This is a genomic window from Pantoea sp. A4 (genome assembly GCF_000295955.2).
GTDB lineage: Bacteria > Pseudomonadota > Gammaproteobacteria > Enterobacterales > Enterobacteriaceae > Pantoea > Pantoea multigeneris.
The window spans coordinates 32363-55123 of record NZ_ALXE01000033.1; the positions used below are offsets into that span (position 1 = coordinate 32363).

Sequence of the window (22761 nt, forward strand, 5' to 3'; positions counted from 1 at the left end):
TACGCCTGTCATCTGCCAGGCTCGCCGTTGGCAGATGATATTTATTGCGGCCAAAATCGGGATGCTGAATGCAAAGAACAGTGGGCCTGAGATGCAAAACCCGTAGGTAACCTGAAGGGGTATTCTGGCCGTATTACACGGCCGGAGCACCTTATATCAGGATGATGTATTGGGGATCATCGGGTTAAATCCTGTACCATGCGTGATACGTTATGTTGATCAACAGGGCAGAGAGTCATGTTTCATCTCATTTTCAGCATACCGAGTTGGTATGTTATCGCACGCTTCCTTTTTCCATTAGCCATCCCACTCGGCTTAAAAATTATCTTGTCTTTGCTGGTGTTGCTGGCTTCCCAGTACCTGTTAATAAGCCGGTTTACGCCGGGCGGAATCTTCTCTCCTGAGATGCCGCGTGCCGTGACCATCCTGTTCAACTGGGCAATTGGCGCGGTTTTGCTGCTCGCGTTTATGCAATTACTCGCCGATGCGGTGACGGTACTTTCGCTGCTGGTAAGGCATCCGTTGACGATTGCCCCATGGGGACGTTATGTGATCGCACTTGTTGCAATGGTCATCTCGGCGGTGGGGGTTCATCAGGCCATCCGCGTGCCGCCGGTTAAAGAGGTGACCATCAAAATAGAGGATCTTCCGCGCGAATTTGAGGGTTACCAGCTGCTGCAGTTGACCGACCTGCACATCACCAAACTCTTCAACGCCAGGTGGACCACCGCCATGGTGAAAAAGGCGATGGCGCTGGACGCCGATCTTATTTTAGTGACCGGCGATGTGATTGACGGAACGGTGGAAAATCGCATTAACGACGTAGCCCCCTTACGCGGTTTGCATGCGCCAGACGGCGTATTTGCTATCACCGGGAATCACGAATACTTTTTCGAACAGCAACGATGGACTGAGCATCTCGCAACATTAGGGCTGCAGCCCTTGCTCAACAGCCATACGACGATCAAACGCGGCGAGGCCGAATTAGTGATTGCAGGTTTGCCCGACACCTCAGCGTCCCGCAGAGCGGCTACCGGCCCTGACCTTGAGAAAGCGCTGCAAGGAAGCCCCGCGAATGCCCCGGTTATCCTGCTCGATCATCAACCTAAAAATGCCCGTAACAACGCGACGAAAAAAGTGGATTTGCAGCTCTCCGGCCATACCCACGGCGGACTGATTCTGGGATTTGACAGGCTGTTTGTTAAACCCAATGCGGGTTTTGTCTCAGGGCTTTATCAGGTTGATGGCATGCAGCTGTATGTAAATAACGGCACCGCACTCTGGCCAGGCATGGCAATAAGACTGGGACGTCCTTCAGAACTCACGCGCATAACATTGCAACGCAAAGAGTAAAATACAGGCCTCTTTTGGAGGCCCATCGAATATCCGCTGGCGGCACACAAACCGTGATACCTTACCATGCAAAAAACACTCAAAGTCTTATGCGGGGCTGAAACGACAAAACCGCCCAAAGGCGGTTTTATCTGAAAGGGGTGGTCCTGCCAAACAGGACCAAAACGAACCTGGTGTCATCACCGATATGGTCGTCGGGAGAGGACGCTAGCCCAGGGCTGCGTTGCAATTTTATCAATCCCGCAGGGATAGTAAAAGAGATAATAGGGCGTAAAGAGTAATGCCGGCTTAATAAATTTTAAATTCTAATACCGGTTGTTTTTCATCTCGCGGAAGGGTGTAATAGGAAAAATCCTAAACCGCATTGGGAGGGCAGATGAAATTACCGTTAATTTTAAACCCTTTGTATCGGATACTTGCGCAAAACACCCCTGAAACGATAAAGCCTACGCTGAGGGGGTGGTATAACCTGCTGAACAAAATCGTCACCTATGGCTTCTTTAACCGGGATATATTTACCGCCATTGATTTTGAAATAAACTCGCATTGCAATTTAGAGTGTAGCTATTGTCCCACCTCTTTTGAGGGGGGAAGAGGGACAAAGTACATGGATGAACTGATGTTCAGGAAGGTGATTGACGATCTCGCGACCATTAATTATTCAGGTCGCGTATCGCCGCATTTTTTTGGCGAGCCCTTGCTGGATGAGAGACTGCCGAGGTTGATGGCCTATGCAAGAGAAAAACTCCCCAAATGCCAGATAATCATACACACCAATGGCATTCGGCTAAGCAAGAAAACCTATGATGAGTGTATGGCTGCTGGGGTTACGGGGTTCCTCGTTACACAACACACACCAAAAATGCCAAGAAACGTTCAGCGTTTGGTTGAAGAAAAATATGCTAAGCATGGAACGCTTAAGGTGAGAACCCTTGATAACTTAACGCTCTTCAACAGAAGCGGAAGCGTCGAACCTAAAAAATCAAGAAAGTTAAAAAGATGCTTTTATATTTCAGATGAAATCTCCGTCACGCATTTAGGTAATGTCCTTTGCACCAACGATTTCCATGAAACGACCTCTTTCGGCAACGTCAAAGAAAAAAGCATCATCGAAATCTGGAGAAGCAAGGAGTTCAGAAAAATGAGAAAGGATGTGATGAAAGGCAAGTTTGAGCTTGAGATGTGTAAATCTTGCATAAGTTAAATCATGATGTACTGGTTGTTGCTCAGAAAAAATCCGTTCGTATTTTTATGCGAGGGTCACTTTTTATATCCGTGACCCTCTCACTGCATGTTAATTGATGTCCGCAGTTAAAGACGATTTACCCTTTATGCGCATCGATCCATAATTTTTCGACCACCCGTTGCGCAATAAGCGCCTGATCACCGCTTATCAGAGGCGCTGTCTGATTTTCAGCACAGCGAATGAAATGTAACGCACAACCCACAAAACCACGCTGCTCTAGCGTACTCTGCCAGCCCGGAACAAGGTCTGTAATCAGCTTTCCTTCCTGTTCACACTGCCAGTCACGCATCTCACTGATTTGATACAGCGCACCGTTATCCACTACAGAAATACGTTCAGCCTGACTGCCAGCGTTGCGGTGCATGCTGGTTGTCACTTGTATGTTATCTACCGTGAAATGATGTTCGGCATACACCAGGCATCCCTGGTCATTGACTTGAAGGGTACCACTTTTCAATGTGCCTGCTCCGCCGCTCAGCCATAGCGCACTGTCCAGCACATGCAGATAGTCGTCTAGCAGCGTGAATATTGCATCTTCGGGTCCAATACTGTTGCTTCGATGTTTGTCCATGCGTATTGAAGCCGGCTGTTGCAGCGCAGCCTGTAGCTGGAGATAACGGGGCGCAAAACGGCGATTAAAAGCCACCATCAGTTTACGGCCTGACTTAGCAGCCAGCTCTACCAGCTGTTCCGCCTCACTTAACGTAGCCGCCAGTGGCTTATCAACGCAGACATCCTTACCCGCCCGCAGAAGCTTATCAACTATCGTAAAATGGCTTGCTGTGCTGCTATGCACAAAAACGGCATCACTGGCCTCTGCGAGCGCATCTAGCGATGAAAAAAGCGGTATGCGGTAGCTATCGCAAACTGGCTGCGCCTTTTTTAAATTAGGCGAAAATGCCCCAGCGACCTGCCAGCTGCCGGTACAGGTGATAACGGGCAGCCAGGCTTTTTGCGCAATCGCACCCAAACCTACAATACCTACGCGTAGTTTACTCATCTTGATATCTCTCTGGATTCTGCTCAATGACAGGATAGCAACTTTACATTCAGCGGCTGTAGTCGCGAACCTGTTTGCCGGGCCTTATTATCGACCCGGCTTCCATCAGAACTCGATTCGTGCACCTACGTTATAGCGTCGTCCTTCCAGCATTGCCGACTGGTTGTATGTGGTCTTATAAACAGGATTGGCATCAAACAGGTTATAAATCCCCGCCATTAATGTCATGCTCCTGTTCAGACGGTAGCGAGCGCCCAAATCAACCAGGGCATAGGCATCGGTAGCGCTGGATTTTCCAATGTCGGGAGAGTTGCTGCGCCAGCTTGCCTGGGTCCACAGTTCCAGATCGCTCATCGCCATCCAGCTCAGGGAAACATTCGCCATGCTGGTCGGGAAGTCACTCAATGCATATCCCTTATACTCACCGCTTTTCTGCTCGCTGTGCGTATAGGTATAGTTGGCGTTAATCTTCAGGTTAGCAGTGGCCTGCCAGTCACCGTTCAGCTCTAAGCCATAGATTTCCGCATCACTGACGTTGAAATATTGCGCGACGCTTTCCGCAACATAGCCATTGTAAACGCATTGCTGCGTGGCCGTCTGAGTACAGATCGTGTAGTCACTGATCTTATCTTTAAATTTGGTATGGAAGACAGTGGCATCCAGGGCCAGCGCATCCTGCTGCCAGTAAAGTCCCAGTTCGGTATTGATACTCTTTTCCGGTTTGAGCTCATCATTACCGATCCCGATGAAAGAGTAGGGATAAGCGCCGTACACGCTGGTAAAGCCTGCATTATTTTCGCGCAAATCTGGCTTCTTATATCCGGCAGAAACGCCGCCTTTGAGCGACCAGTGCTCATTGAGCGTCCAGTTACCGTAGAGTTTAGGCGTGACGTGGTAACCAAAATAGCTGTCATGATCAAGACGGGCAGACGTTGTCAGCGTAAAGTCCGGCACCATCATCCAGGCGTCTTCGGCAAATAATGCCCAGCCATTACGCGATATTTTGCTGACCGGCGTTACGCCTGGTGCCACCTTATCTTCCACATCAAAAGTGTCATTCAGCGCGTTATGGGTAAAGTTGGCCCCCAGCGTTAACTTATGGTCACCCAGCGAGAACGTATTGGCGCTGTTCGCTTCAAAGTTACGTTGTTCGATGAACTGGGGTGACATCTCAGGAACGCGATATTCGGTGCGTGCCTTTTCATAGCTGATGAAGTTTTTCGCCTCGATCATGTCGTTGGCATACCAGGCGTGTTGCGAGAGCGAGACGGCATCGCGATCAAAGCCCCAGTACCAGGGACTTGCCGCTCTGTGCGTCTTTTCCTGATGCCCGCGCGAAGCACTCAAATCCCACAGTTGGGTGTCGGTTGGCGACATTGAAACCGTGGCATCGAGATTGCCAGACTGATGCTTCACAAAACGCTCATCGGATGGGCTGTCATCATCGCGACGATCCAGATAGTCGGCACCCACACTGACGCCCAGCTTACCCGGAATAATCGGCCCCATCAGAAACGCGTTGGTCTGATTGGTGTTGCCATACTCACTTTTTTCCTGCAGGAAATAGTTATCCTCCAGCACACCGGTCCATTTATCGAGGTTGTAGGCTTTTTTCGTAATAACGTTAACAACGCCACCAATCGAATCAGAACCATAGAGAGAAGACATCGGCCCACGTATAACCTCAATGCGCTCAATAGCCGCCAACGGGGGCATAAAGGCGGCTTCGGTTCCTATGTGGTGTCCGTAGGGCCGAGATTCACGGGTCGCCTGTTTGATGCCATTCACCATGTATGAGGTATAGGTTGAATCCATACCGCGCATCTGAATATCGCCGGTGGCCAGGCTGCCATGCCCATTGCCGACCAGTACACCCGGTATCTCGCGTAGCGCTTCCGTAATATTCTGATTAGATCGGGTGTTTAACTCCTTCTCCCCGACCACCGAGATACTTGCAGGCGCATCTCGCCGTTCCTGGCTGAAACCAGAGGCGGTCACGACAAGATCTTTCTCATTATTCTGTGTGCTGTCATCTGCATAGAGAACTGCGGGCAGCTGACTCAGGGCGAGCGTGACCGCCACGGCCAGGCGTGTTTGATTTTTCAAGGCAAAATCCCTTTTAGAGTTGGGTTAAATCAATTTTGAGGACGTAGTCATCCTGATTGCTCTTTTCGTCCTGCTTCACGCTGACGTAAAGGGTGCGGGCATCGGGTGAAAGTACCAGGCTATTAGGCATAGCAGAGGTATCGAGGGTGTGTTTTACGCGATAGCTGTCGGCATCAATAATGCTGATCTGACGTGCATTGCGGTGGGTCACATAGATTTCATTGCGGGCAGCGTTGTAGAGCACCGCAATAGAGTTGGGTGTAGAGATACGATGAATGAGTTTACCGGAATCCAGCTGGACGACCAGCACATCGCGGGTGTTGGTATCCGCGATGTAGCCAATCCCGGCGTGAGTATTGAGGGCGATATTCAGAAAATAATGTTTGGTTTCTGCCGGGTCGACTTTTACCTGTGAGATGAGATCAGAAGACTGACCATCTAATGTCAGGATTTCCCCTTTCCCGGTCACGGCATACACTCTGTTGCCCGCTTCATCGACCGCGAAGCCCACAGGCTCCATCTTATCGAGCGTTTTGATAAGCTGCTGCTTCTGGGTATCTACCACCCACAGCAGTCCTTTGTCTTTACCGCCAATACCCGATACGTACAGACGATGGTGTTTTTTATCGAGAACCACTTCACGCACATGCGCTTTTTTCTCTGGGACGGCATCATCGCTTAACTGAATCGTGCGCAATTCTTTTCCGGTTTGGCTATCCAGTAAGGTCACGGAACCATCCAGCGCGTTGCCGAGATACAGCAGGTGATTCGCTTCATCCAAAGCCACGGAAAACGTGCGACGCTCTGTGGGGATTTTCTTATCAATCTGGAGCGAATCAGCATTCAGCTGAAATACCATGCCCGACGTTTTATCCTTGTCAAACGAGGGCGATGAAGCGACGAAGAGTGCATTACGATCCTTAACCAAGGCCATTTCATAGACACCATGTCCTAATGGCTGCACCTTAAAATCCCTTTCATTGAGAGTCTTCGCCATCCCAGAGGTAGAGATGATCAGTTGCGAAACCGCAAGAGAGAGTAGGGCACGCTTTGTAATTTTTTTGATAAGCACGAGATATTTCTTTACAGTTAATTACAGGTTCGTGAATGATAATCACTATCAGTAGCGTTATCAATAAGGAACTTTGACGCATTGTGAACTTAACCTGGCGACAGTATCTTTGTGGTTAAACAGGACACCGTAGCCAGATGAATCGCCCATCAGGCATTGAAGGGAAGGATAAAGGGGTTATATCCGAAGATTTTGTAGCGCCACTTATTAATGAAGTTATCGATTTTAAAATCACAAGGAGGACGCTATGTTGCGCCGTTTTTTTAATTATTACCTTCCCTACAAACGGCTGTTTTTTCTCGATTTTGGTTGCGCAATCTTCGCCGGGCTTCTGGAACTCTCTTTCCCCATGGCAGTCCGCATGTTTATCGATAAATTACTGCCAGCCCAAAACTGGGAATTGATTGTCGTTGCCTCCATTGCGTTATTGGCCATCTACCTGATTAACACTGGCCTGATGGCTATTGTGAACTACTGGGGGCATGCATTAGGCGTCGGTATAGAAACAGATATGCGCCGCGAAGCGTTTGAACATCTGCAAACCCTGTCGCTGCGCTATTACGACAATACTAAAACCGGTCATATCATTACCCATGTCACCAAAGACCTTGAAGAAGTCGGCGAGATAGCCCATCACGGTCCGGAAGATCTGTTCCTGGCCATAATGACGTTTATCGGCGCGTTTATTCTGATGGCCAATGTACATCTTAACCTGGCACTGATTACGCTGGTTCTCGTACCGGGCATGGTCTGGCTGGTCAGTCGTTATGGCGGGCAGATGACGCAGACCTGGCAAAATCTTTTTAACCAGGTGGGTAACTTCAACACCCGCATTGAAGAAAGTATTGGCGGTATTCGGGTGGTGAAGGCGTTTGCCAATGAACAGCAGGAATCCAGGCTGTTTAACCAGGATAACGCGCTGTACAAAAAAACCAAACTGCGTGCGTACCGCATCATGACCACCAGCATGACACTGAGCTACCTTTCAACGCGCTTAACCCAGCTGGTGATCATGGTGGCCGGAACGGCCTATGTGCTGCGAGGTGAACTGAGCTATGGCGGGTTCGTCGGCTTTCTTTTGCTGACCGAGGTATTCTTCCGGCCGGTCGAAAAAATCTCTGCGGTTCTGGAGAGTTATCCAAAAGGCATCGCGGGTTTTCGTCGCTTCACCAACCTGATCGATACGCTGCCTGATATTGTTGACCGTCCTGATGCCCAAGACGTGACAACCCTGAAGGGGGAGATTGTTTTTGAGCGTGTTTCTTTCGGCTATAGCGACGCCCATCAGGTACTCAAAGACATTTCACTGACAGTAAAAGCCGGGGAAACGGTCGCATTCGTCGGGCAAAGCGGGGCGGGAAAAACCACGCTTTGTGCGCTGATCCCGCGTTTTTATGACGTTCAGGACGGCGCAATTTGTATTGATGGCGTAGATGTACGCGATTACCAACAACGCGCACTGAGGAATCAGATCGGTATCGTGCAGCAGGATGTGTTTTTGTTCGGCGGCACTATTCGCGAGAACATTGCCTATGGCAAGCTGGACGCCAGTGAAAGTGAAATCCTGCAAGCTGCGCAACGCGCCCACCTCGACACGCTGATCAATAGCTTGCCTGACGGATTAGATACCATTGTGGGTGAGCGCGGCGTAAAACTCTCTGGCGGCCAAAAGCAGCGTCTGTCGATTGCCCGTGTTTTCCTGCGCAATCCGCCGATTTTGATTCTGGATGAAGCAACCTCGGCTTTAGATACCGCGACAGAGCAGTCCATTCAACAGTCGCTGAATGAGCTTTCACAAGGCCGCACCTCACTGATTATTGCTCACCGCCTGTCGACCATACAGCATGCGGATCGCATTGTGGTCGTCGGAGATCGGAAGATCATTGAGGAGGGCAGTCATGATGTCCTGATGGCGAAGCAAGGCGTATACGCCGCACTTTATCAGGCCCATCTGGCTGGAAAATCCATCGCCGCTCTTTGACGGGTTCGCGGTGATGGGTGGCTTAGTTCAGCAACAGTGCGTCGGGCGCTAATATTGTACCCGCCCGGATAAATTTGCGCCCCGAAAGGGGCGCGTTGAGTCTACTTTTTATCCAGCCACACCTGCGACAAATTACCTTCAATCCCATCTGCGGTGACCGAGTGGTCGTGCACCTTGCGGTTATAAATGGTGATAAATTGCGGCGAGATCAAATTAATATCCGGTAATTCCTGCTCGACAATTTTTTGGAACGCTTTGAACTCTTCTACCCGCTTCTGCGGGTCGTTCTCGGTTTGTGCCGCTTCTAACAGCCGATCCACTTCTGGGTTGTGGTAATCCGATGCGTTAGAGAATGGCACGCCTTTGCGGAAATTTTTCGACCAGTAAATGCGCTGAACACCTACGGTCGGATCGTAAAGATTACTGTGACCATTAACGGTGAAGGAGAAGTCCCGATCGGTATAGATACGTCGTACAAAGCTGGAAAGATCCTGCGCACGCAACGTCACCTTTATGCCGATTTTTGCCAGTGCAGAACGGGTGTATTCCGCCGTCTTACGCATATCTTCAGCAATTGGGTTGTAATCCAGTGTCACGCTGAAGCGTGTCCCGTCGGGTCCTTTCGGGAAACCGGCCTGGTCCAGCAGCGCATCGGCTTTCTTAATATCAAAATCGTAGGGCGAAGGCGAAGGGTCATAATACGCCTTAAGACCTGGCGCAATCGGTGACGCGGTCACTTGCCCCAGGCCGAAGTAGGCCACTTGTAAAATCACATTGCGATTAATCGCATGCGCAACGGCCTGGCGTACGCGTAAATCCTTAAAGTGCGGGTCATCAAGGTTGAATTGCAGCGAACTGACGTTATACGAATAGCTGTTGCCTTTGGTCTCAAAGCCCAATTGAGGCAGGGTTTTGAGGCGCGCGACATCATTCAATGCCACGGGAGTGCGATAACCCAGATCGGCTTCTCCGGTCTCAAACGCGACCGAACGGGCAGCCGCATCGGGAATGAATTTCACCACCAGCTGGTCGAGATACGGGCGGCTTTTATCCCAGTAATGTGGGTTGCGCTTGTAAAGGATGTAACTGCCACGCACCCATTTATCAAACACATAGGGACCGGTGCCAATCGGCGCATTATTATGCGGATTGGTCAGCGGATCGGTGCCCTCATAAATATGTTTGGGCACAATCGGTGACTCTGCTGCGGCAAAAGCCTTAATCAGATAAGGCGCGGGCTTCGACAGCACCAGCACGGCGGTTAAGGCATCCGGTGTTTCGACCCTGATCACATTGGCGAAGGTACTCGACGCGCGAGGATGCACCTTTTTAAGCAGCTCGATGGAGAAGGCAACGTCCGCTGATGTAAAATCCTGCCCATCATGCCACTTCACACCCGGGCGCAGGTGGAAAGTGTAACGTGTGCCATCAGCGCTCACTTCCCAACGGGTTGCCAACTGCGGTTTGGGATTCAGATCGAAATCATAGCTGAGCAAACCTTCGGTGACTTTTGCGCTAACACTCAGCGCGGGCGTGGCTACCGTCGTTAATGCAATCAACGCCGGAGGTTCATAGTTGAGCACAAGATTTAGCGTTCCACCCGGTTGTGGATCAGCCGCATGGGCAACATTTCCCAGAAGTGTTGCGCTTAATGCCGCTGCCAATAATGAGCGGCGAAACAGTGAAGTCATCAATTACTCCGTTTTATCAGACTGTTGGACGTTATGACCATAAAGGTCTTCGGCTGCCTGAGGGCTAACCAGTTGATTAGCTAAATCACGTGCGATCAGCTGTGGTTGCCGTTGCAGAGGCTGACCCAGACCGCCGCCGCCAGGCGTCTCGACAATCAGACGGCTGCCTGGAGGAATGACCTGTCGTCCCTTACCTGACAGCGTTTCACCCGTGGAGAGCGTAACGCGACCGGGCGCTCCCGCTGATCCACCTTCTGCACCTTGCGCCGGGAAGTGAATGCGATCCCAGGCTGCACCCAGTTCCATCGGCAAGTCCTGGCCGTGAGAAAGCTCAATCACCTGACCAAGCCCGCCGCGTTGCACACCCGCACCGCCAGAATCCTGACGATACTCTTTGCGCCAGAACACCACCGGACTGATCGACTCCAGAATTTCCAGCGAGACATTGCGCACGCCGCTGGGGAACGAGGTGGTAGAAAGCCCATCGAGTTGTGGGCGTGCTCCGGTCCCTCCTGTTGAGAAACTGGTGATGGAGAATCGCGGTTGGGTCAGCGTATTTTTGGCGTCGTACTGCGCCAAAATATGGCCGCCTGACAGCTGGATATTCCACAGGCAAGACGCGCCTTCCGCTGGGACTTCGCCAGGCCGTGCCTGACGCAGACAATTGAACACAATGTCCGGCAGCATCTGACCAATGATATGGCGTGAAGTTACGGCCGCGGGATAGGGCGCGTTGAGGATCGAACCTTCCGGCGCGTCAATCTTAATCACACCTAACGATCCCGCATTGTTGGGGATGTCAGCCCCAATCAGGCAGCGGATGCCAAACGAGGTGTAGGCATCGGTATAGGCTTTGACCACGTTAATGCCTTTGGCGACAAAACCTGCGCTTCCGGCAAAATCAACGTGAATCCCCTCATCGCTAAGGGTCAGTTTAGCCTGCAAACGTAGCGGCTCATCGTACCCATCAACCCACAATTCGCTCTCCCAGCTTCCGCTCGGCCAGCTCCGTACGGCGTCCAGCATGGCCTGCTCAGAACGGGTCAAAATAAACTCACCCACCGCTTGCAGATCCGGCAGGGCAAACTCATCAAGCACTGTCAGCAAACGGCGTGCGCCAACGTCATTGCAGGCCACCAGCGCCAGAAAATCGCCTTCGACCTGAGCCGGTTCACGTACGTTGGCTTTAACGATATTCAATACCGTTTCATCAAGCTTTCCGGCATGAATGAATTTGAGAATGGGCAAGAAAAGACCTTCATGCCAGATTTGCTGACCATCCGGACCTGGGCCGAGACCGCCAATGTCAATCACGTGCAACGTGGAAGCAAACAGCGCCACCGGACGATTTTGATGGAAGACCGGCGTCACCATCGTAATGTCATACAGGTGGCCAGTGCCTTTCCACGGGTCGTTAGTCAGCAGCACATCTCCCGGTTGCAGGCTTTCAATGGGAAATACGCGTAGAAAATGTTTTACCGATTCCGCCATGGAGTTAACGTGGCCAGGGGTGCCCGTGACCGCCTGCGCTACCATGCGCCCATCCGGTAAAAACACGCCCGCGGAGAGATCGCCTGCTTCACGCGTTGCGGTGCCGAAGGCGGTACGAATCAGTGCCTGCGCCTGCTCTTCAACCACTGAAATCAGCCGATTCCAGATCACCTGATACTGGATTTCTTTCTGGCTCATTGTGCAGCTCCTTTGACCGTTTGGCGTTCCAGCAAGAGATGACCTTCGCGTGTGCGACTAACGGCAAACAGTTCATCTACCCATGTGGTGGTTTCCGCATCGGCCACTAACAGTGGGCCTGCGAGGTTGTCACGAAGATGTGCACGCGTGTAAACCGGCACCTGAATACGCTGCTGTTGCTGGGGGGAATAGATCTCTCGTTGCGTAATGGCTAAGGCTGGAGGTGTATCTTCAACGACGGCCGGGAAGGTAACCTCTGGCGCGGTGGTTGAAGCCGTAACGGTCCAGCTCATAGCCTCAACGGCCACGTGATCGAGGCTTCTGCCATAGAGCTGGCGGTAGATCAGCGTGAATCGCTCGTGCAGCGCTATCACCGCCTGTTCGTCCAGGGTGTCACTTTCCAGCGCCACAGGAACCTCATGCCCTTGCCCGGCATAGCGCAGATAAACACTGCGCTGCAATGAAACGTCTGCGCCTGCATCCGCTTGCTGCACGATGCGCTTCGCCTGTTCGCTCAGCGTGGCCAGCAACGTGTTGATTGCCGCGAAATTGGCATTATCTAAGCGTTGATAAAAGCTGCGCACCGCCTGATAAGCCACCGGCGCCCACAGGAAACCCAGCGCAGAGCCAACGCCCGCAGCATGCGGTATGACTACGCGATCGATGCCAAGCTTAGTCGCAAGACGGGCTGCATGGAGTGGGGCCGCACCACCAAAGGCGATCAGCGTGTAGCTATCAACTTGCTTGCCGAGTTCGCTGGCATGCACGCGCGCTGCATTCGCCATGTTCTCAGCGATAATTTCCGTCACGGCAAGCGCTGCGTCATCGGTGGCCAGTCCTAGCGGTTCACCAATCTGTTGCACGAGGGCCTGTGCCGCTTTGCTGACGTTCAGTTCTACTTTTCCGCCGGCAAAGCGGGCCGGATCCAGCAAGCCCAGTTGCGCATTAGCATCGGTTATGGTCACTAACTCGCCACCAAGGTTATAGCTGACCGGACCGGGCGCGGAACCTGCGCTGTCTGGACCGACTTGCAGGCGTTGCAGATTGTCGATACGGGCAATAGAGCCCCCTCCAGCACCGATCTCCACCAGATCAATCACCGGAATGCGAATGGGTAGACCGGAGCCTTTTTGATGACGGTGCACACGACCAAATTCAAAGCTACGTGAAATTTGCGGCTGGAAATTATCGATAAAGCAGATTTTGGCGGTCGTGCCGCCCATATCAAACGACAGCACTTTTTTCAGGCCAAGCTGGCTGGCAATGTTACTGGCAAGTATGGCTCCACCGGCAGGGCCGGATTCCACGAGTCGTACCGGCTCGCTGATCCCATTTTCTAACGTGGTGATCCCCCCGCCGGAGGTCATCAGATAGGGCTGCACCCGAAGACCACGCGTGCGTAGCTGCTGTTGTAAGCGCTGCAGATACCCTGCAACCAAGGGCTGCACATAGGCATTCGCGGAAACGGTGGAGAGACGTTCATATTCGCGAATCTCCGGGCACACTTCGCTGGAGAGCGAGATAGTCACATTGGGCAAAAGGTCACGCAGAATTTCAGCGGTGCGCTGCTCATGTTGCGGATTGATAAAACTCTGGAGGTAGCCAATAGCGAGGCTTTCAATATTCAGCGCTTCCAGTTCACGCGCCAGCGCCACCACCTGGGGTTCGTTCAGGGGAATGCGCACGGTGCCTTGTGCATCAATACGCTCCTCCACGGTAAAACGCCATTCACGCGCCACTAACGGACGTGGCTTTTGCAGGAATACGTCATATTGCGCAAAGCGATCTTCTTGACCAATTTCTACCAGATCACGGAACCCTGCTGTGGTAATCAGCGCGGTACGCGCGCCCTTGCGTTCAATAAGCGCATTCGTCGCTAGCGTGGTCCCCAGTATCAACAGATCAATGGCGGCGAAATCCAACCCCGCCTGATGGAGTACTTCATCTATACCCGCAATCACTGCGCGCTCTGGTGCATCGGCGCTGGTCAATACTTTGGCTGAATATTGAATTGTGCCCTGTGTTAATACTATGTCGGTAAAGGTGCCGCCCACATCTACCGCTACCCGATTGGTGGGTTTTACTGCGTGTTTTTCTGACATCCCTTCGCCTTTGCAAAGAATTGAAAGTGGAGGGCGTCATTAACTGACATCACATCAGGGATGACTACTGAGTATTTCGCGTTAGCTCAGTGAATATTTGCATAAGCTCGCTTACTTCCCGAATATCTTTATTTTGGCAATGCTTTTGCTGAATGATTATTAAGCCCTGAATACATCGCCTGCTAGTTTTGCTGCTCACCAATATGCCATGCAAGGACGTCATTAATGCAGCGAGAACGCCATTGGTTGCTCTCATTTATGATAAAAACTGCGCTTCAGGTCGTGCCAACGTTTATTGGTATCTTACTGATCATGTTTATTATTCTCAAAGCAATCCCCGGGGATGCCGTTGACGTTTTGGCCGGTGAGTCTGGAGGCGCGAGTGCAGCCAGCATGGCCTTAATGCGCGAGCAATATGGTTTGAACTTACCCGCATGGCAGCAGTTCCTTAGCTGGGGACATCATATTCTGCAAGGTAATCTCGGGTTTTCGCCGCGCTTCAATACGCCAGTGACCACACTGATAGTCTCTCGACTGCCCGCAACGCTGGTTTTGATGATAGCGGCACAATTAGTCGCCTTAATGGCGGGCGTTTTGTCTGGTGTCATTATGGCGTTATTCGTTGGGCGTTGGCCCGACAGATTATTGTCCTTCGCCAGTTTACTGCTCTACTCATTGCCTGGTTTCTGGATTGGCTTAATGCTGCTGGTCTTATTCTCGGTACATTTAGGCTGGTTGCCGAGTAGTGGCAACATGACCATTGGCGCGAATTTGCAAGGCTGGGATTATCTGCGTGATGTCATTTCACATGCGGTTCTGCCGGTCTTCTCGTTGGCGAGTTTCTTCCTGGCAATTTATGCCCGGCTGACGCGCGCCACCATGCTGGAGATTATGCACCAGGATTTCGTTCGCACTGCGCATGCCAAGGGACTTTCACCGCTGCGTGTCACGCTGGTGCATGTACTGCGCTGTGCATTGATCCCGCTGGTTACCGTGAGTGGCATGCATATCGCCACCTTGTTAAGTGGTGCGGCAGTGGTGGAAACCGTGTTTTCCTGGCCAGGCCTTGGCAGGCTGGCACTGGATGCGGTGATGGCGCGTGACGTCAATATTCTGTTGGGCATCTTGCTCTTCTCCTCTTTATTGGTGCTGATCGCCAACTTTGTGGTTGATCTCATCCATGCCTGGCTCGATCCGCGTATTGCGAGAAATTAAATGGCGACGCTTTCACTCCTTTCTGACAAAAACTCATCCACTCATCGTGCCCTGCGCCAGTTTTTACACAATCCTGCGGGCCTTATCGGTCTGCTGATTTTGCTTGCGGTGGTGGTCATGGCCGTCAGCGCTCCCTGGCTATATCCGGGCGATCCCCTTGACATGGTGGCTTCTCCTTTGCTGCAACCCGGCACGGATATGCAGTGGCCGTTGGGCACCGATGCAATGGGCCGCGATCTGGCGGCAGGGATTTTTCACGGTGCGCAAATATCGCTACTGATTGGCCTTGGCGCAACGTTGATTGGGTTGGCCGTTGGCACAGTGATGGGGAGCCTGAGCGGCTATTATGGCGGCGTCATTGACAATGTGATCATGCGGATTACCACGCTGTTTCAGACCATGCCTGCGTTTTTGCTGGTTATTATTATTTTGGCCATCTCCACGCCCTCGGTTGAACTCATCACGATCAGCATTGGCATCACCACCTGGCCAACCATTGCACGGCTGGTTCGCGCCGAATTTCGCAGCTTACGTGAGGCCGACTTTGTGCTCGCAGCACGCTGTCAGGGATTCTCATCTCTGCATATCATTTTCCGCGAAATGCTGCCCAATGCGCTGCCCGCCATTATCGTGACGTCATCCGTGATGGTGGCATCAGCCATCCTGATGGAAGCCGCACTCTCATTTCTGGGACTGGGTGATCCCAACGTCGTGAGTTGGGGATTTCTGATTGGCAGTGGCCGTGAAATGTTGCGTACCGCGTGGTATCTCACCGCCGAACCGGGCCTGGCGTTAGTCATCACCCTACTGGGGCTCAATTTGCTGGGTGATGCACTCAACGATGCCCTTAATCCAAGACTGAGTGAGCAATAATGCAGCCGCTACTGAGCGTTGAGAATTTACACATCCAATTCGGCCAGCACGCGGCCGTTAATCACGTGAATTTTACCCTGGCGCGGGGTGAAATGCTGGCTTTGGTCGGTGAGTCCGGCAGCGGTAAATCAGTCACTGCCTTGTCGATCATGGGCCTGCTGAGCAATCAGGCAAAGGTGCAAGGCCGTATTCTTTTTGCTGGTCAGGAGCTGCTTAGCCTGCCGAAACCGCAATTACGTAGCCTGCGTGGCGATCAGCTTTCGATGATTTTCCAGGAGCCGATGACCTCGCTCAACCCCGTTTACAGCATCGGCGCACAGATTGCAGAGAGCCTGCGCGTTCATCAGAACCTCAGTCGTCAGCAAGCACGAACCCGTGCCATTGAACTCTTAAATCTGGTCAACATTCCTGACCCGGCACGACGCGTGGATGATTTTCCGCATCAACTCTCCGGCGGTCAACGCCAGCGTGTGATGATCGCGATGGCCGTAGCCTGTGAACCCAAATTACTCATTGCAGACGAACCGACCACCGCACTGGATATGACGGTGCAAACGAACATCATGTTGTTGCTGGACAAACTCCGCCGCGAGCTTTCCTTGGGTATTCTGATGATCACCCACGATCTGGGGCTGGTTTCACGGTGGGCTGATAAAGTGGCGGTGATGCATCATGGTGACATCGTAGAGCAGGGCCAGGCAGAAGCCATTTTCAGCGCTCCTGAACATGACTATACGCGTGGGCTGATGGCCGCTTCGTTGTTGGGCGAGAACGATCTGCACTACCGACAGCGCTTACTGACGGAAATTCGTCACGAGGGTGGCGCACAATTTCATTTACACCAGCCCGTCATGTTGCCTTTTGCGCCATTAATCCAGGAGAAGCGCCGACCCGCTTTGCTGTCTGTTAACGACCTTAACGTGAGCTATAAACAGGGCCGAAAAGCGATACCCGCGCTGAAACAGGTGAGTTTTGAGCTCTACCGTGGTGAAACACTGGGATTAGTGGGGGAATCCGGTTGCGGAAAATCGACGCTTTCACGCACCTTATTAAGGCTGCTCCAAAGTGATAGCGGCAATATTTTGCTCGATGGCGCGGATATCACCCATCAACCTGAAGCGTCTTTGAAGACACTGCGTAAAAGTGTGCAGATGATTTTCCAGGATCCTTATGCCTCGTTAAACCCGCGCCACACCATTTTTACGATTCTCGATTCGGTGCTGCGATTGCACGATCCTCTGCCTGCCGCACAGCGATTGCAGCGAATACACGCCATGCTTGACCGCGTGGGGTTGCCTAAACAATCCCTGCATCGCTATGCCCATGAATTCTCAGGGGGTCAGCGCCAACGTATTGGCATCGCCCGTGCGCTTATCGTCAAACCCCGTTTAGTGATTTGTGATGAAGCCGTTTCTGCGCTGGATGTCTCTGTTCAGGCGCAAATTCTCAATCTGCTGCTGGAAATGAAGCAGGAGTTTGGTCTTAGCTACTTGTTTATTTCCCACAACCTTGGCGTGGTGAGATACATGTCGGATCGTATTTTAGTGATGCAACAGGGAGAGATTGTGGAGTCTGGCGCCGTCGAGCAGATCTGGTGCCAACCCCAGCATACATACACTCAACAACTGCTTTCGGCAGTCAAAGGTGAGAGTGATATCCCTTTCATAAAACGCTCTGCCTAAAGATAAAAATCATTGCCCCGTAAATCCTCGCCATCGGATTAACGCCTACCGGCGTGACAGCAAGACGCTGCCACGCACCGGTTTCCCCGCGATCAAATGACTAAACAGACGGGGCATCAGCCCGGGTGGCAATCGCGCCTTGGGGTGTTTCTTCTGTTTGATTTACCAGGCTAGAACGCTGCCAATCCGTGCGAGCAAACAAAACTACGGCCACCACCGCGATCAACAGATTGGTGATCGGGAATGCATACCACAGCCCGGAGATGCCGAGCGAGGTGGAGTGCGAGAGCACCCAGGCCAGCGGGATCAGCACCACCCATTGCGAAACCAGTGCCAATATCATGGTGGTCATGGTGCGTCCCATCGCGCGGAAAGCACCGTTAATCACCATCTGTAACCCGATCAGGCCGTAACTGGGGCCAACGATATGCAGAAAATGGCTGCCCTGTTCGATAACCTGCGTCTGATGGGGGACGAAGAAGGCCACAATATCGGAGGCAAAAATAAAGGCGCACAGGCCCACCAGCGTCAACGCGACAAAGGCGATGAGGGCACTTAAACGCCCGATTGCCTGCGCCCGCCTGAAATGGCCTGCGCCAATGTTTTGGCCCACCAGCGTTGCCGTCGCTATCGACATACCAATCGCCGGCACAATCACCAATGCATTGATGTTGTTGACCACGCCGTAGGCGGCCGTCACGGTGGTTCCCAGCACGGCAACCAGCGCCACCATTCCGCTGGCGCTCAAGGCATGCGCACAAAGCTCAATAGATGCTGGCACCCCAAGCCGCAGGACGGACTTTAAGAGATCGAGGCGAGGTCTCATGGCGCGAAAATGGACTTTAAGCACCACAAAACGTGAATGCAATACGACAAGCCCAGCCACCATGGCGATACCCTGGCTGATCAGCGTCGCGATGGCCGCTCCCGTTACGCCAAAGGCAGGGAGCGCTCCCCAACCGTAGATCAATAACGGGTCCAGCACCGCATTCAGGAACAGGGTGCCTAGCGTTATCATTAACGGGATGCGGACTTCACCTGCGCCTCTCATCAGTGACTGCAACATCGCAAACCCAAAGGTAAACACCATGCCGCTGACGATCACCCGCAGAAAACTCAGCGCCAATGCGAAAATATCGTCTTGCGTGCCGAGGGTTCGCAGCAGCGCGGGCGACAGCAGATAAGCCCCTGCGGAAATCGGGATACCGAACAGCAGCGCCAACATAAAGACCTGCGAGGCAATCGTATTCGCCTCATGATGCCGGTTAGCCCCGATATACTGTGCAACCAGCGTCGCTCCCGCCACGCTAAAGCCGATCCCCAGAGCAAAAACGAGAAAAACGATCGGCTGACTGACCGATATCGCGGCAACGGCTTTGTCCCCCAGACGGCCAACCCAGAAAGCATCCACCATGATGTAACCGGATTGCAGGAGATTGGCGACAATCACCGGGACACCAATTTGGGCCAGAGAACGCAATATTGAACCTTGAAGCAACGTATTTTTTTCGCTGCCAGAAATATCAGTGACCACGCAGTGTTTCCTTAGGTTGAAAGCGACGAAGCACTTATTGTTCTGTTTAACAGGTCGCGGAGGGATCTTTTTCCCGCAAAATAAGTAAATTTCCGACCAGCTCTTGCCGTATTTTATTATCCTGACCAATGGTTGAAATATGAATGCTCACCCCGGCGCGGTCTGGACGGGCGGGAGAACGTGTGATTTTCGTGATAGTGGCGCTGATTCGCAGTCTGTCTCCGGGCCGCGTCGGCCGGTGCCAGTTAATTTTCTCCACGCCGGTACCAATAATCCCCTGCGCCAACGGCAGGCTTTTCACCAGGAGATTCATGGTGATACTGACCGTAAGCCAACCGCTGGCCGTCAGGCCATTGAAGATAGAGTCTTTCGCCAGCTCATCGTCCATATGAAAAGGCTGAGGATCATATTTGGACGAGAATGCCCTGATCTCATCAGCGCTGACATAATATTCATGGCTGTGAAAAACCTGTCCCACTTTAAGGGCATCCAGATGCAATCTGTCAGGAATAATATCCGTTACCTCACTGCCTGAGGCGTATTCACCGGTGTGATTAAAATAGTCTTTTGCAGAAGTTCCGTTATACATATTCACAAACCTCTTTTATTTATTCTTTCACAGCAAGCCCCAATGCTGCAGTTCCGTAATGGTGTTATCTACGCCGTTCTCAACGCTGATTTTTTGCCTGAGCGTATGCGCGCATTGAGCCACCTCCGGGGAAAAACTTTTCTGCAGGGCATTTTCAATGTCACCTTCCTCGATGCGTTTGACATTGAGGCTGCCGCCGCTGACCCCCAGCATCTCCAGCTGCCATGCCCAGTAAAACTGGTCATAGATAAAGGGCATAACGACCTGTGGTGCTCCGGCGCGTGCGGCGGCGGCTACGGTGCCACTGCCTCCGTGGTGGAAGACGGTTTTCACGCGTGCGAAAAGCCATGAGTGAGACACGTTCTCCACGCAAAACACGCCCGGCAGATTGGCTGCCGCAATCAATGCCTTATTAAGCGCCCCCCCGCCGGTCATGATTACAGCACGCAGACCTGAACGTTTAATGACGTTGATGATTTTTTGCGTCAGACTTTCGGGATCAACGCAGACCATACTGCCAAAACCGATATAAACCGGTTTCTCACCGCTGACGATAAACTGCTCCAGCTCCGGTGAAACGCCTTGTGTACTGCTCATTTCACCGGACAAGCTGCCCGCTATCTTGATGGAGGCTTCCGGCCACTCCTCTGGCCTTGGCACTAAATACGGGCTAAACGCATAAATGATTTTTCTGGAATCATAGACTTTGTCGGACCAGGGGCCGCCCCACTTCCAGGCGGGAAGCCCCAGGTTAGCCCGGCACGCTGCATAGGACTTCGCCACAACACGCCACATCACAAGGCGTAGTACTTTGCTGAGCGCGATATTGAGAAACCCCGGCAGCCTGATGATGGGCTTCAGGAAAAGGGGCGGTATGGAGCGTGACGGCGTTAAAGGGGCGAAATAGAGAGAGACCACCGGGATATCAAACTTTTCGCCAACAGACAGGGCGAGGGGAACCGCCTGATTCGCAGCAATGATCAGGCGGCTACCTTGCACAGCCTGGGTGGCTTGCTCGACCCACAGCGACATCAGTTTATCGACCACGCCGGACATTTTTTTCGCGGCCTTATGGGCCGAGTCACCGTTCATCAGGCCTTGCTCCACCTGACGCGCTTCGGGAAGGTCGAGATCCCATTGGTCATACTCCAGTCCCTCGTCGGTCACGATTTTTTCGTTTCTTTCGCCCGACATGATGGCGCACTGATGCCCCATCTGTTGCAGCCGTTTACCCAGTACAATAAAGGGGCGAATGTCGCCCATAGAACCCGCGGTGAACAAGGATATTTTCATCGAATACCGCCCTTATATGCGCGGCAAACCGCTAAATTACTGATTCGCATCTTGAGTATTCTTTGGAATGATGGCCTGAAGGTTCTCGAACCCGTGTAAAAAATTGGAGTAGCTGCGTGTCGGCTCGCCGAGCACCTTGATGTGAGAGAAGCGCTTGAGGATCTCCTGCCAGATAATCGATAACTGCATTTCGGCGACCCGGCTGCCGATACAGGCATGAACACCCACACCAAACGAGAGATGACGACGTGCGCGCTCACGATCGATGCAAAAGGTATCCGGGTCGTCAATCACCGCAGCGTCCCGGTTACCGGACAGATACCACATCAGGACACGGTCACCCTGGCGGATCTGCTTGCCACGGATCTCAACATCGCGATTCGCCACGCGGCTCATAAAGTTAATCGGCGTCTGAAAACGCAGCGTCTCTGACACCATTGACATCACCAGTTCCGGGTTAGCCTTGAGTTTGGCGTACTCCTGGGGGTATTTGTCCAGCCAGTAAAGGCTGGCGGAGATGGTGTTACGCGTCGTGTCATTGCCGCCGATAATCAGCAACACGATGGTGCCCCGAAACTCCTCAAGGGTCATGTTGCAGGTCTCAGGGTGGTGAGCGAGCATCGATATAAGGTCATGAGAAGGCGGTTCGTTGCGGCGTTTTTCCCACAGCGCCTCAAAGGCCTGATAACATTTCACCGTCTCTTCAGCTTTGTGTTCCCAGCTTTTTACCGGCCCGTGCCCAGGCTCGTACATCAGCATATCTGACCAATGGGTCAGCAGGCGGCGATCCTCAAACGGGAAATCAAACAGTGTCGCCAGCACGGTGGCGGTCAGCTCTTTGGAGACTTTGTCCACCCAGTCAAAGGGGAGGCCCACCGGCAGGTTATCGAGAATAACCCCCGCACGCTCCCGCAGCAGCGGCTCCATCTGGGCCAGGATGGCCGGCCCCATACCCGGTGCCACGGCTTTACGGTGTTTGGTGTGTTCCGGCGGGTCCATGGTAATAAACCCGACATTCTTGCGGCGTTTATGGCCGAGCGCCTTTAACGCGGCTTCGAGATTGATTTTTTCTTCGATCGACTTGAGGTCAATATTTTCCGTGGAAGTAAAATCGTGATGGTTATTGCCTACGGCACGAATGTCCTCCCACAGCGTCAGCGACCAGTAAGGGCCAAATTCGCTGTCCGGCGTGTAATGCACCGGATCTTCCCGGCGTAAACGTTCAAACACCGGCAGTTCGGTGGCATTCACAAACCGATCGCGGCGGGCAGGGTTCAGCTGCTCTAGCGGAAGCGTATTAATATTTTCTTCCATAACATCAATTAACTCAGTCAT

16 protein-coding genes are annotated in these 22761 nt (G+C 52.5%); 6 read left to right on the plus strand and 10 right to left on the minus strand.

Going from position 1 to position 22761, the window contains the following annotated elements; genetic code table 11:
- Positions 1–237: 237 nt before the first annotated feature.
- Together B880_RS0115655 and B880_RS0115660 are read left to right on the plus strand one after the other, a co-directional pair.
- A complete protein-coding gene (locus B880_RS0115655) occupies positions 238–1353 on the plus strand; it encodes a metallophosphoesterase (protein WP_017348385.1) in 1116 nt (371 codons plus the stop codon).
- Between the two features lie 376 nt (positions 1354–1729).
- The gene (locus B880_RS0115660) at positions 1730–2557 is read left to right on the plus strand and encodes a radical SAM/SPASM domain-containing protein (RefSeq protein ID WP_017348386.1); all 828 of its coding nucleotides are present in this window, start codon (positions 1730–1732) and stop codon (positions 2555–2557) included.
- A 118-nt stretch (positions 2558–2675) separates the two neighbouring features.
- Here the strand turns inward: B880_RS0115660 and B880_RS0115665 are convergent, their stop codons facing one another.
- The 3 genes from B880_RS0115665 to yncE form a co-directional block, all read right to left on the minus strand.
- Positions 2676–3599, minus strand: coding sequence for a Gfo/Idh/MocA family protein (locus B880_RS0115665; protein WP_017348387.1), 924 nt, complete (start codon positions 3597–3599; stop codon positions 2676–2678).
- 105 nt (positions 3600–3704) lie between these two features.
- A complete protein-coding gene (locus B880_RS0115670) occupies positions 3705–5705 on the minus strand; it encodes a TonB-dependent receptor domain-containing protein (RefSeq protein ID WP_017348388.1) in 2001 nt (666 codons plus the stop codon).
- Positions 5706–5718: 13 nt separating this feature from the next.
- Complete coding sequence (gene yncE, locus B880_RS0115675) at positions 5719–6777, minus strand: 7-bladed beta-propeller protein YncE (protein WP_026042697.1); 1059 nt, start codon at positions 6775–6777, stop codon at positions 5719–5721.
- A gap of 247 nt (positions 6778–7024) precedes the next feature.
- Between yncE and B880_RS0115680 the strand changes: the two genes are divergently transcribed.
- Positions 7025–8758: an ABC transporter ATP-binding protein gene (locus tag B880_RS0115680; RefSeq protein ID WP_017348390.1), complete on the plus strand. Its 1734-nt coding sequence runs from the start codon at positions 7025–7027 to the stop codon at positions 8756–8758.
- 101 nt (positions 8759–8859) lie between these two features.
- Here B880_RS0115680 and B880_RS0115685 read toward each other — a convergent pair whose 3' ends face one another.
- The 3 genes from B880_RS0115685 to B880_RS0115695 are packed head-to-tail and all read right to left on the minus strand — an operon-like array spanning position 8860 to position 14240.
- The gene (locus tag B880_RS0115685) at positions 8860–10449 is read right to left on the minus strand and encodes an ABC transporter substrate-binding protein (RefSeq protein ID WP_017348391.1); all 1590 of its coding nucleotides are present in this window, start codon (positions 10447–10449) and stop codon (positions 8860–8862) included.
- Positions 10450–10452: 3 nt separating this feature from the next.
- The gene (locus B880_RS0115690) at positions 10453–12138 is read right to left on the minus strand and encodes a hydantoinase B/oxoprolinase family protein (protein ID WP_017348392.1); all 1686 of its coding nucleotides are present in this window, start codon (positions 12136–12138) and stop codon (positions 10453–10455) included.
- Positions 12135–14240: a hydantoinase/oxoprolinase family protein gene (locus tag B880_RS0115695; protein WP_017348393.1), complete on the minus strand. Its 2106-nt coding sequence runs from the start codon at positions 14238–14240 to the stop codon at positions 12135–12137. Before B880_RS0115695 ends, B880_RS0115690 begins: the two co-directional genes overlap by 4 nt.
- Positions 14241–14465: 225 nt before the next feature.
- Between B880_RS0115695 and B880_RS0115700 the strand changes: the two genes are divergently transcribed.
- From B880_RS0115700 to B880_RS0115710, 3 genes are read left to right on the plus strand one after another with little or no spacing between them, the layout of a single operon-like run.
- Entirely contained in the window at positions 14466–15455 is a 990-nt protein-coding gene (locus B880_RS0115700) for an ABC transporter permease (protein WP_017348394.1), read from the plus strand.
- Positions 15456–16328, plus strand: a complete 873-nt coding sequence (locus tag B880_RS0115705; protein ID WP_017348395.1) for an ABC transporter permease — start codon at positions 15456–15458, stop codon at positions 16326–16328.
- On the plus strand, positions 16328–18010 hold the full coding sequence (locus B880_RS0115710; RefSeq protein WP_017348396.1) for an ABC transporter ATP-binding protein: 1683 nt from the start codon (positions 16328–16330) through the stop codon (positions 18008–18010). The genes B880_RS0115705 and B880_RS0115710 overlap by 1 nt, the downstream gene beginning before the upstream one ends.
- 100 nt (positions 18011–18110) lie before the next feature.
- On the opposite strand, the gene solL is transcribed toward B880_RS0115710, so the two are convergent.
- Genes solL through solI form a run of 4 tightly spaced genes read right to left on the minus strand, consistent with a single transcriptional unit; the run spans position 18111 to position 22761 of the window.
- The gene (solL, locus tag B880_RS0115715; RefSeq protein ID WP_017348397.1) at positions 18111–19544 is read right to left on the minus strand and encodes a solanimycin export family MATE transporter SolL; all 1434 of its coding nucleotides are present in this window, start codon (positions 19542–19544) and stop codon (positions 18111–18113) included.
- Between the two features lie 46 nt (positions 19545–19590).
- The gene (locus B880_RS0115720; RefSeq protein ID WP_017348398.1) at positions 19591–20133 is read right to left on the minus strand and encodes a MaoC/PaaZ C-terminal domain-containing protein; all 543 of its coding nucleotides are present in this window, start codon (positions 20131–20133) and stop codon (positions 19591–19593) included.
- A 27-nt stretch (positions 20134–20160) separates the two neighbouring features.
- The gene (locus tag B880_RS0115725) at positions 20161–21426 is read right to left on the minus strand and encodes a glycosyltransferase (protein WP_017348399.1); all 1266 of its coding nucleotides are present in this window, start codon (positions 21424–21426) and stop codon (positions 20161–20163) included.
- Positions 21427–21462: 36 nt separating this feature from the next.
- On the minus strand, positions 21463–22761 hold the full coding sequence (solI, locus tag B880_RS0115730; RefSeq protein WP_017348400.1) for a solanimycin biosynthesis cytochrome P450 SolI: 1299 nt from the start codon (positions 22759–22761) through the stop codon (positions 21463–21465).

What these genes read in the sequence shown, in the direction of transcription:
- B880_RS0115690 (WP_017348392.1), bottom strand. Translation starts at nt 12,138, where the DNA reads ATGAGCCAGAAAGAAATCCAGTATCAGGTGATCTGGAATCGGCTGATT.
- B880_RS0115710 (WP_017348396.1), top strand. Translation starts at nt 16,328, where the DNA reads ATGCAGCCGCTACTGAGCGTTGAGAATTTACACATCCAATTCGGCCAG.
- B880_RS0115685 (WP_017348391.1), bottom strand. Translation starts at nt 10,449, where the DNA reads ATGACTTCACTGTTTCGCCGCTCATTATTGGCAGCGGCATTAAGCGCA.
- B880_RS0115680 (WP_017348390.1), top strand. Translation starts at nt 7,025, where the DNA reads ATGTTGCGCCGTTTTTTTAATTATTACCTTCCCTACAAACGGCTGTTT.
- B880_RS0115705 (WP_017348395.1), top strand. Translation starts at nt 15,456, where the DNA reads ATGGCGACGCTTTCACTCCTTTCTGACAAAAACTCATCCACTCATCGT.
- B880_RS0115725 (WP_017348399.1), bottom strand. Translation starts at nt 21,426, where the DNA reads ATGAAAATATCCTTGTTCACCGCGGGTTCTATGGGCGACATTCGCCCC.
- B880_RS0115660 (WP_017348386.1), top strand. Translation starts at nt 1,730, where the DNA reads ATGAAATTACCGTTAATTTTAAACCCTTTGTATCGGATACTTGCGCAA.
- B880_RS0115700 (WP_017348394.1), top strand. Translation starts at nt 14,466, where the DNA reads ATGCAGCGAGAACGCCATTGGTTGCTCTCATTTATGATAAAAACTGCG.
- B880_RS0115695 (WP_017348393.1), bottom strand. Translation starts at nt 14,240, where the DNA reads ATGTCAGAAAAACACGCAGTAAAACCCACCAATCGGGTAGCGGTAGAT.
- solI (WP_017348400.1), bottom strand. Translation starts at nt 22,761, where the DNA reads ATGACTGAGTTAATTGATGTTATGGAAGAAAATATTAATACGCTTCCG.
- B880_RS0115665 (WP_017348387.1), bottom strand. Translation starts at nt 3,599, where the DNA reads ATGAGTAAACTACGCGTAGGTATTGTAGGTTTGGGTGCGATTGCGCAA.
- B880_RS0115655 (WP_017348385.1), top strand. Translation starts at nt 238, where the DNA reads ATGTTTCATCTCATTTTCAGCATACCGAGTTGGTATGTTATCGCACGC.
- B880_RS0115720 (WP_017348398.1), bottom strand. Translation starts at nt 20,133, where the DNA reads ATGTATAACGGAACTTCTGCAAAAGACTATTTTAATCACACCGGTGAA.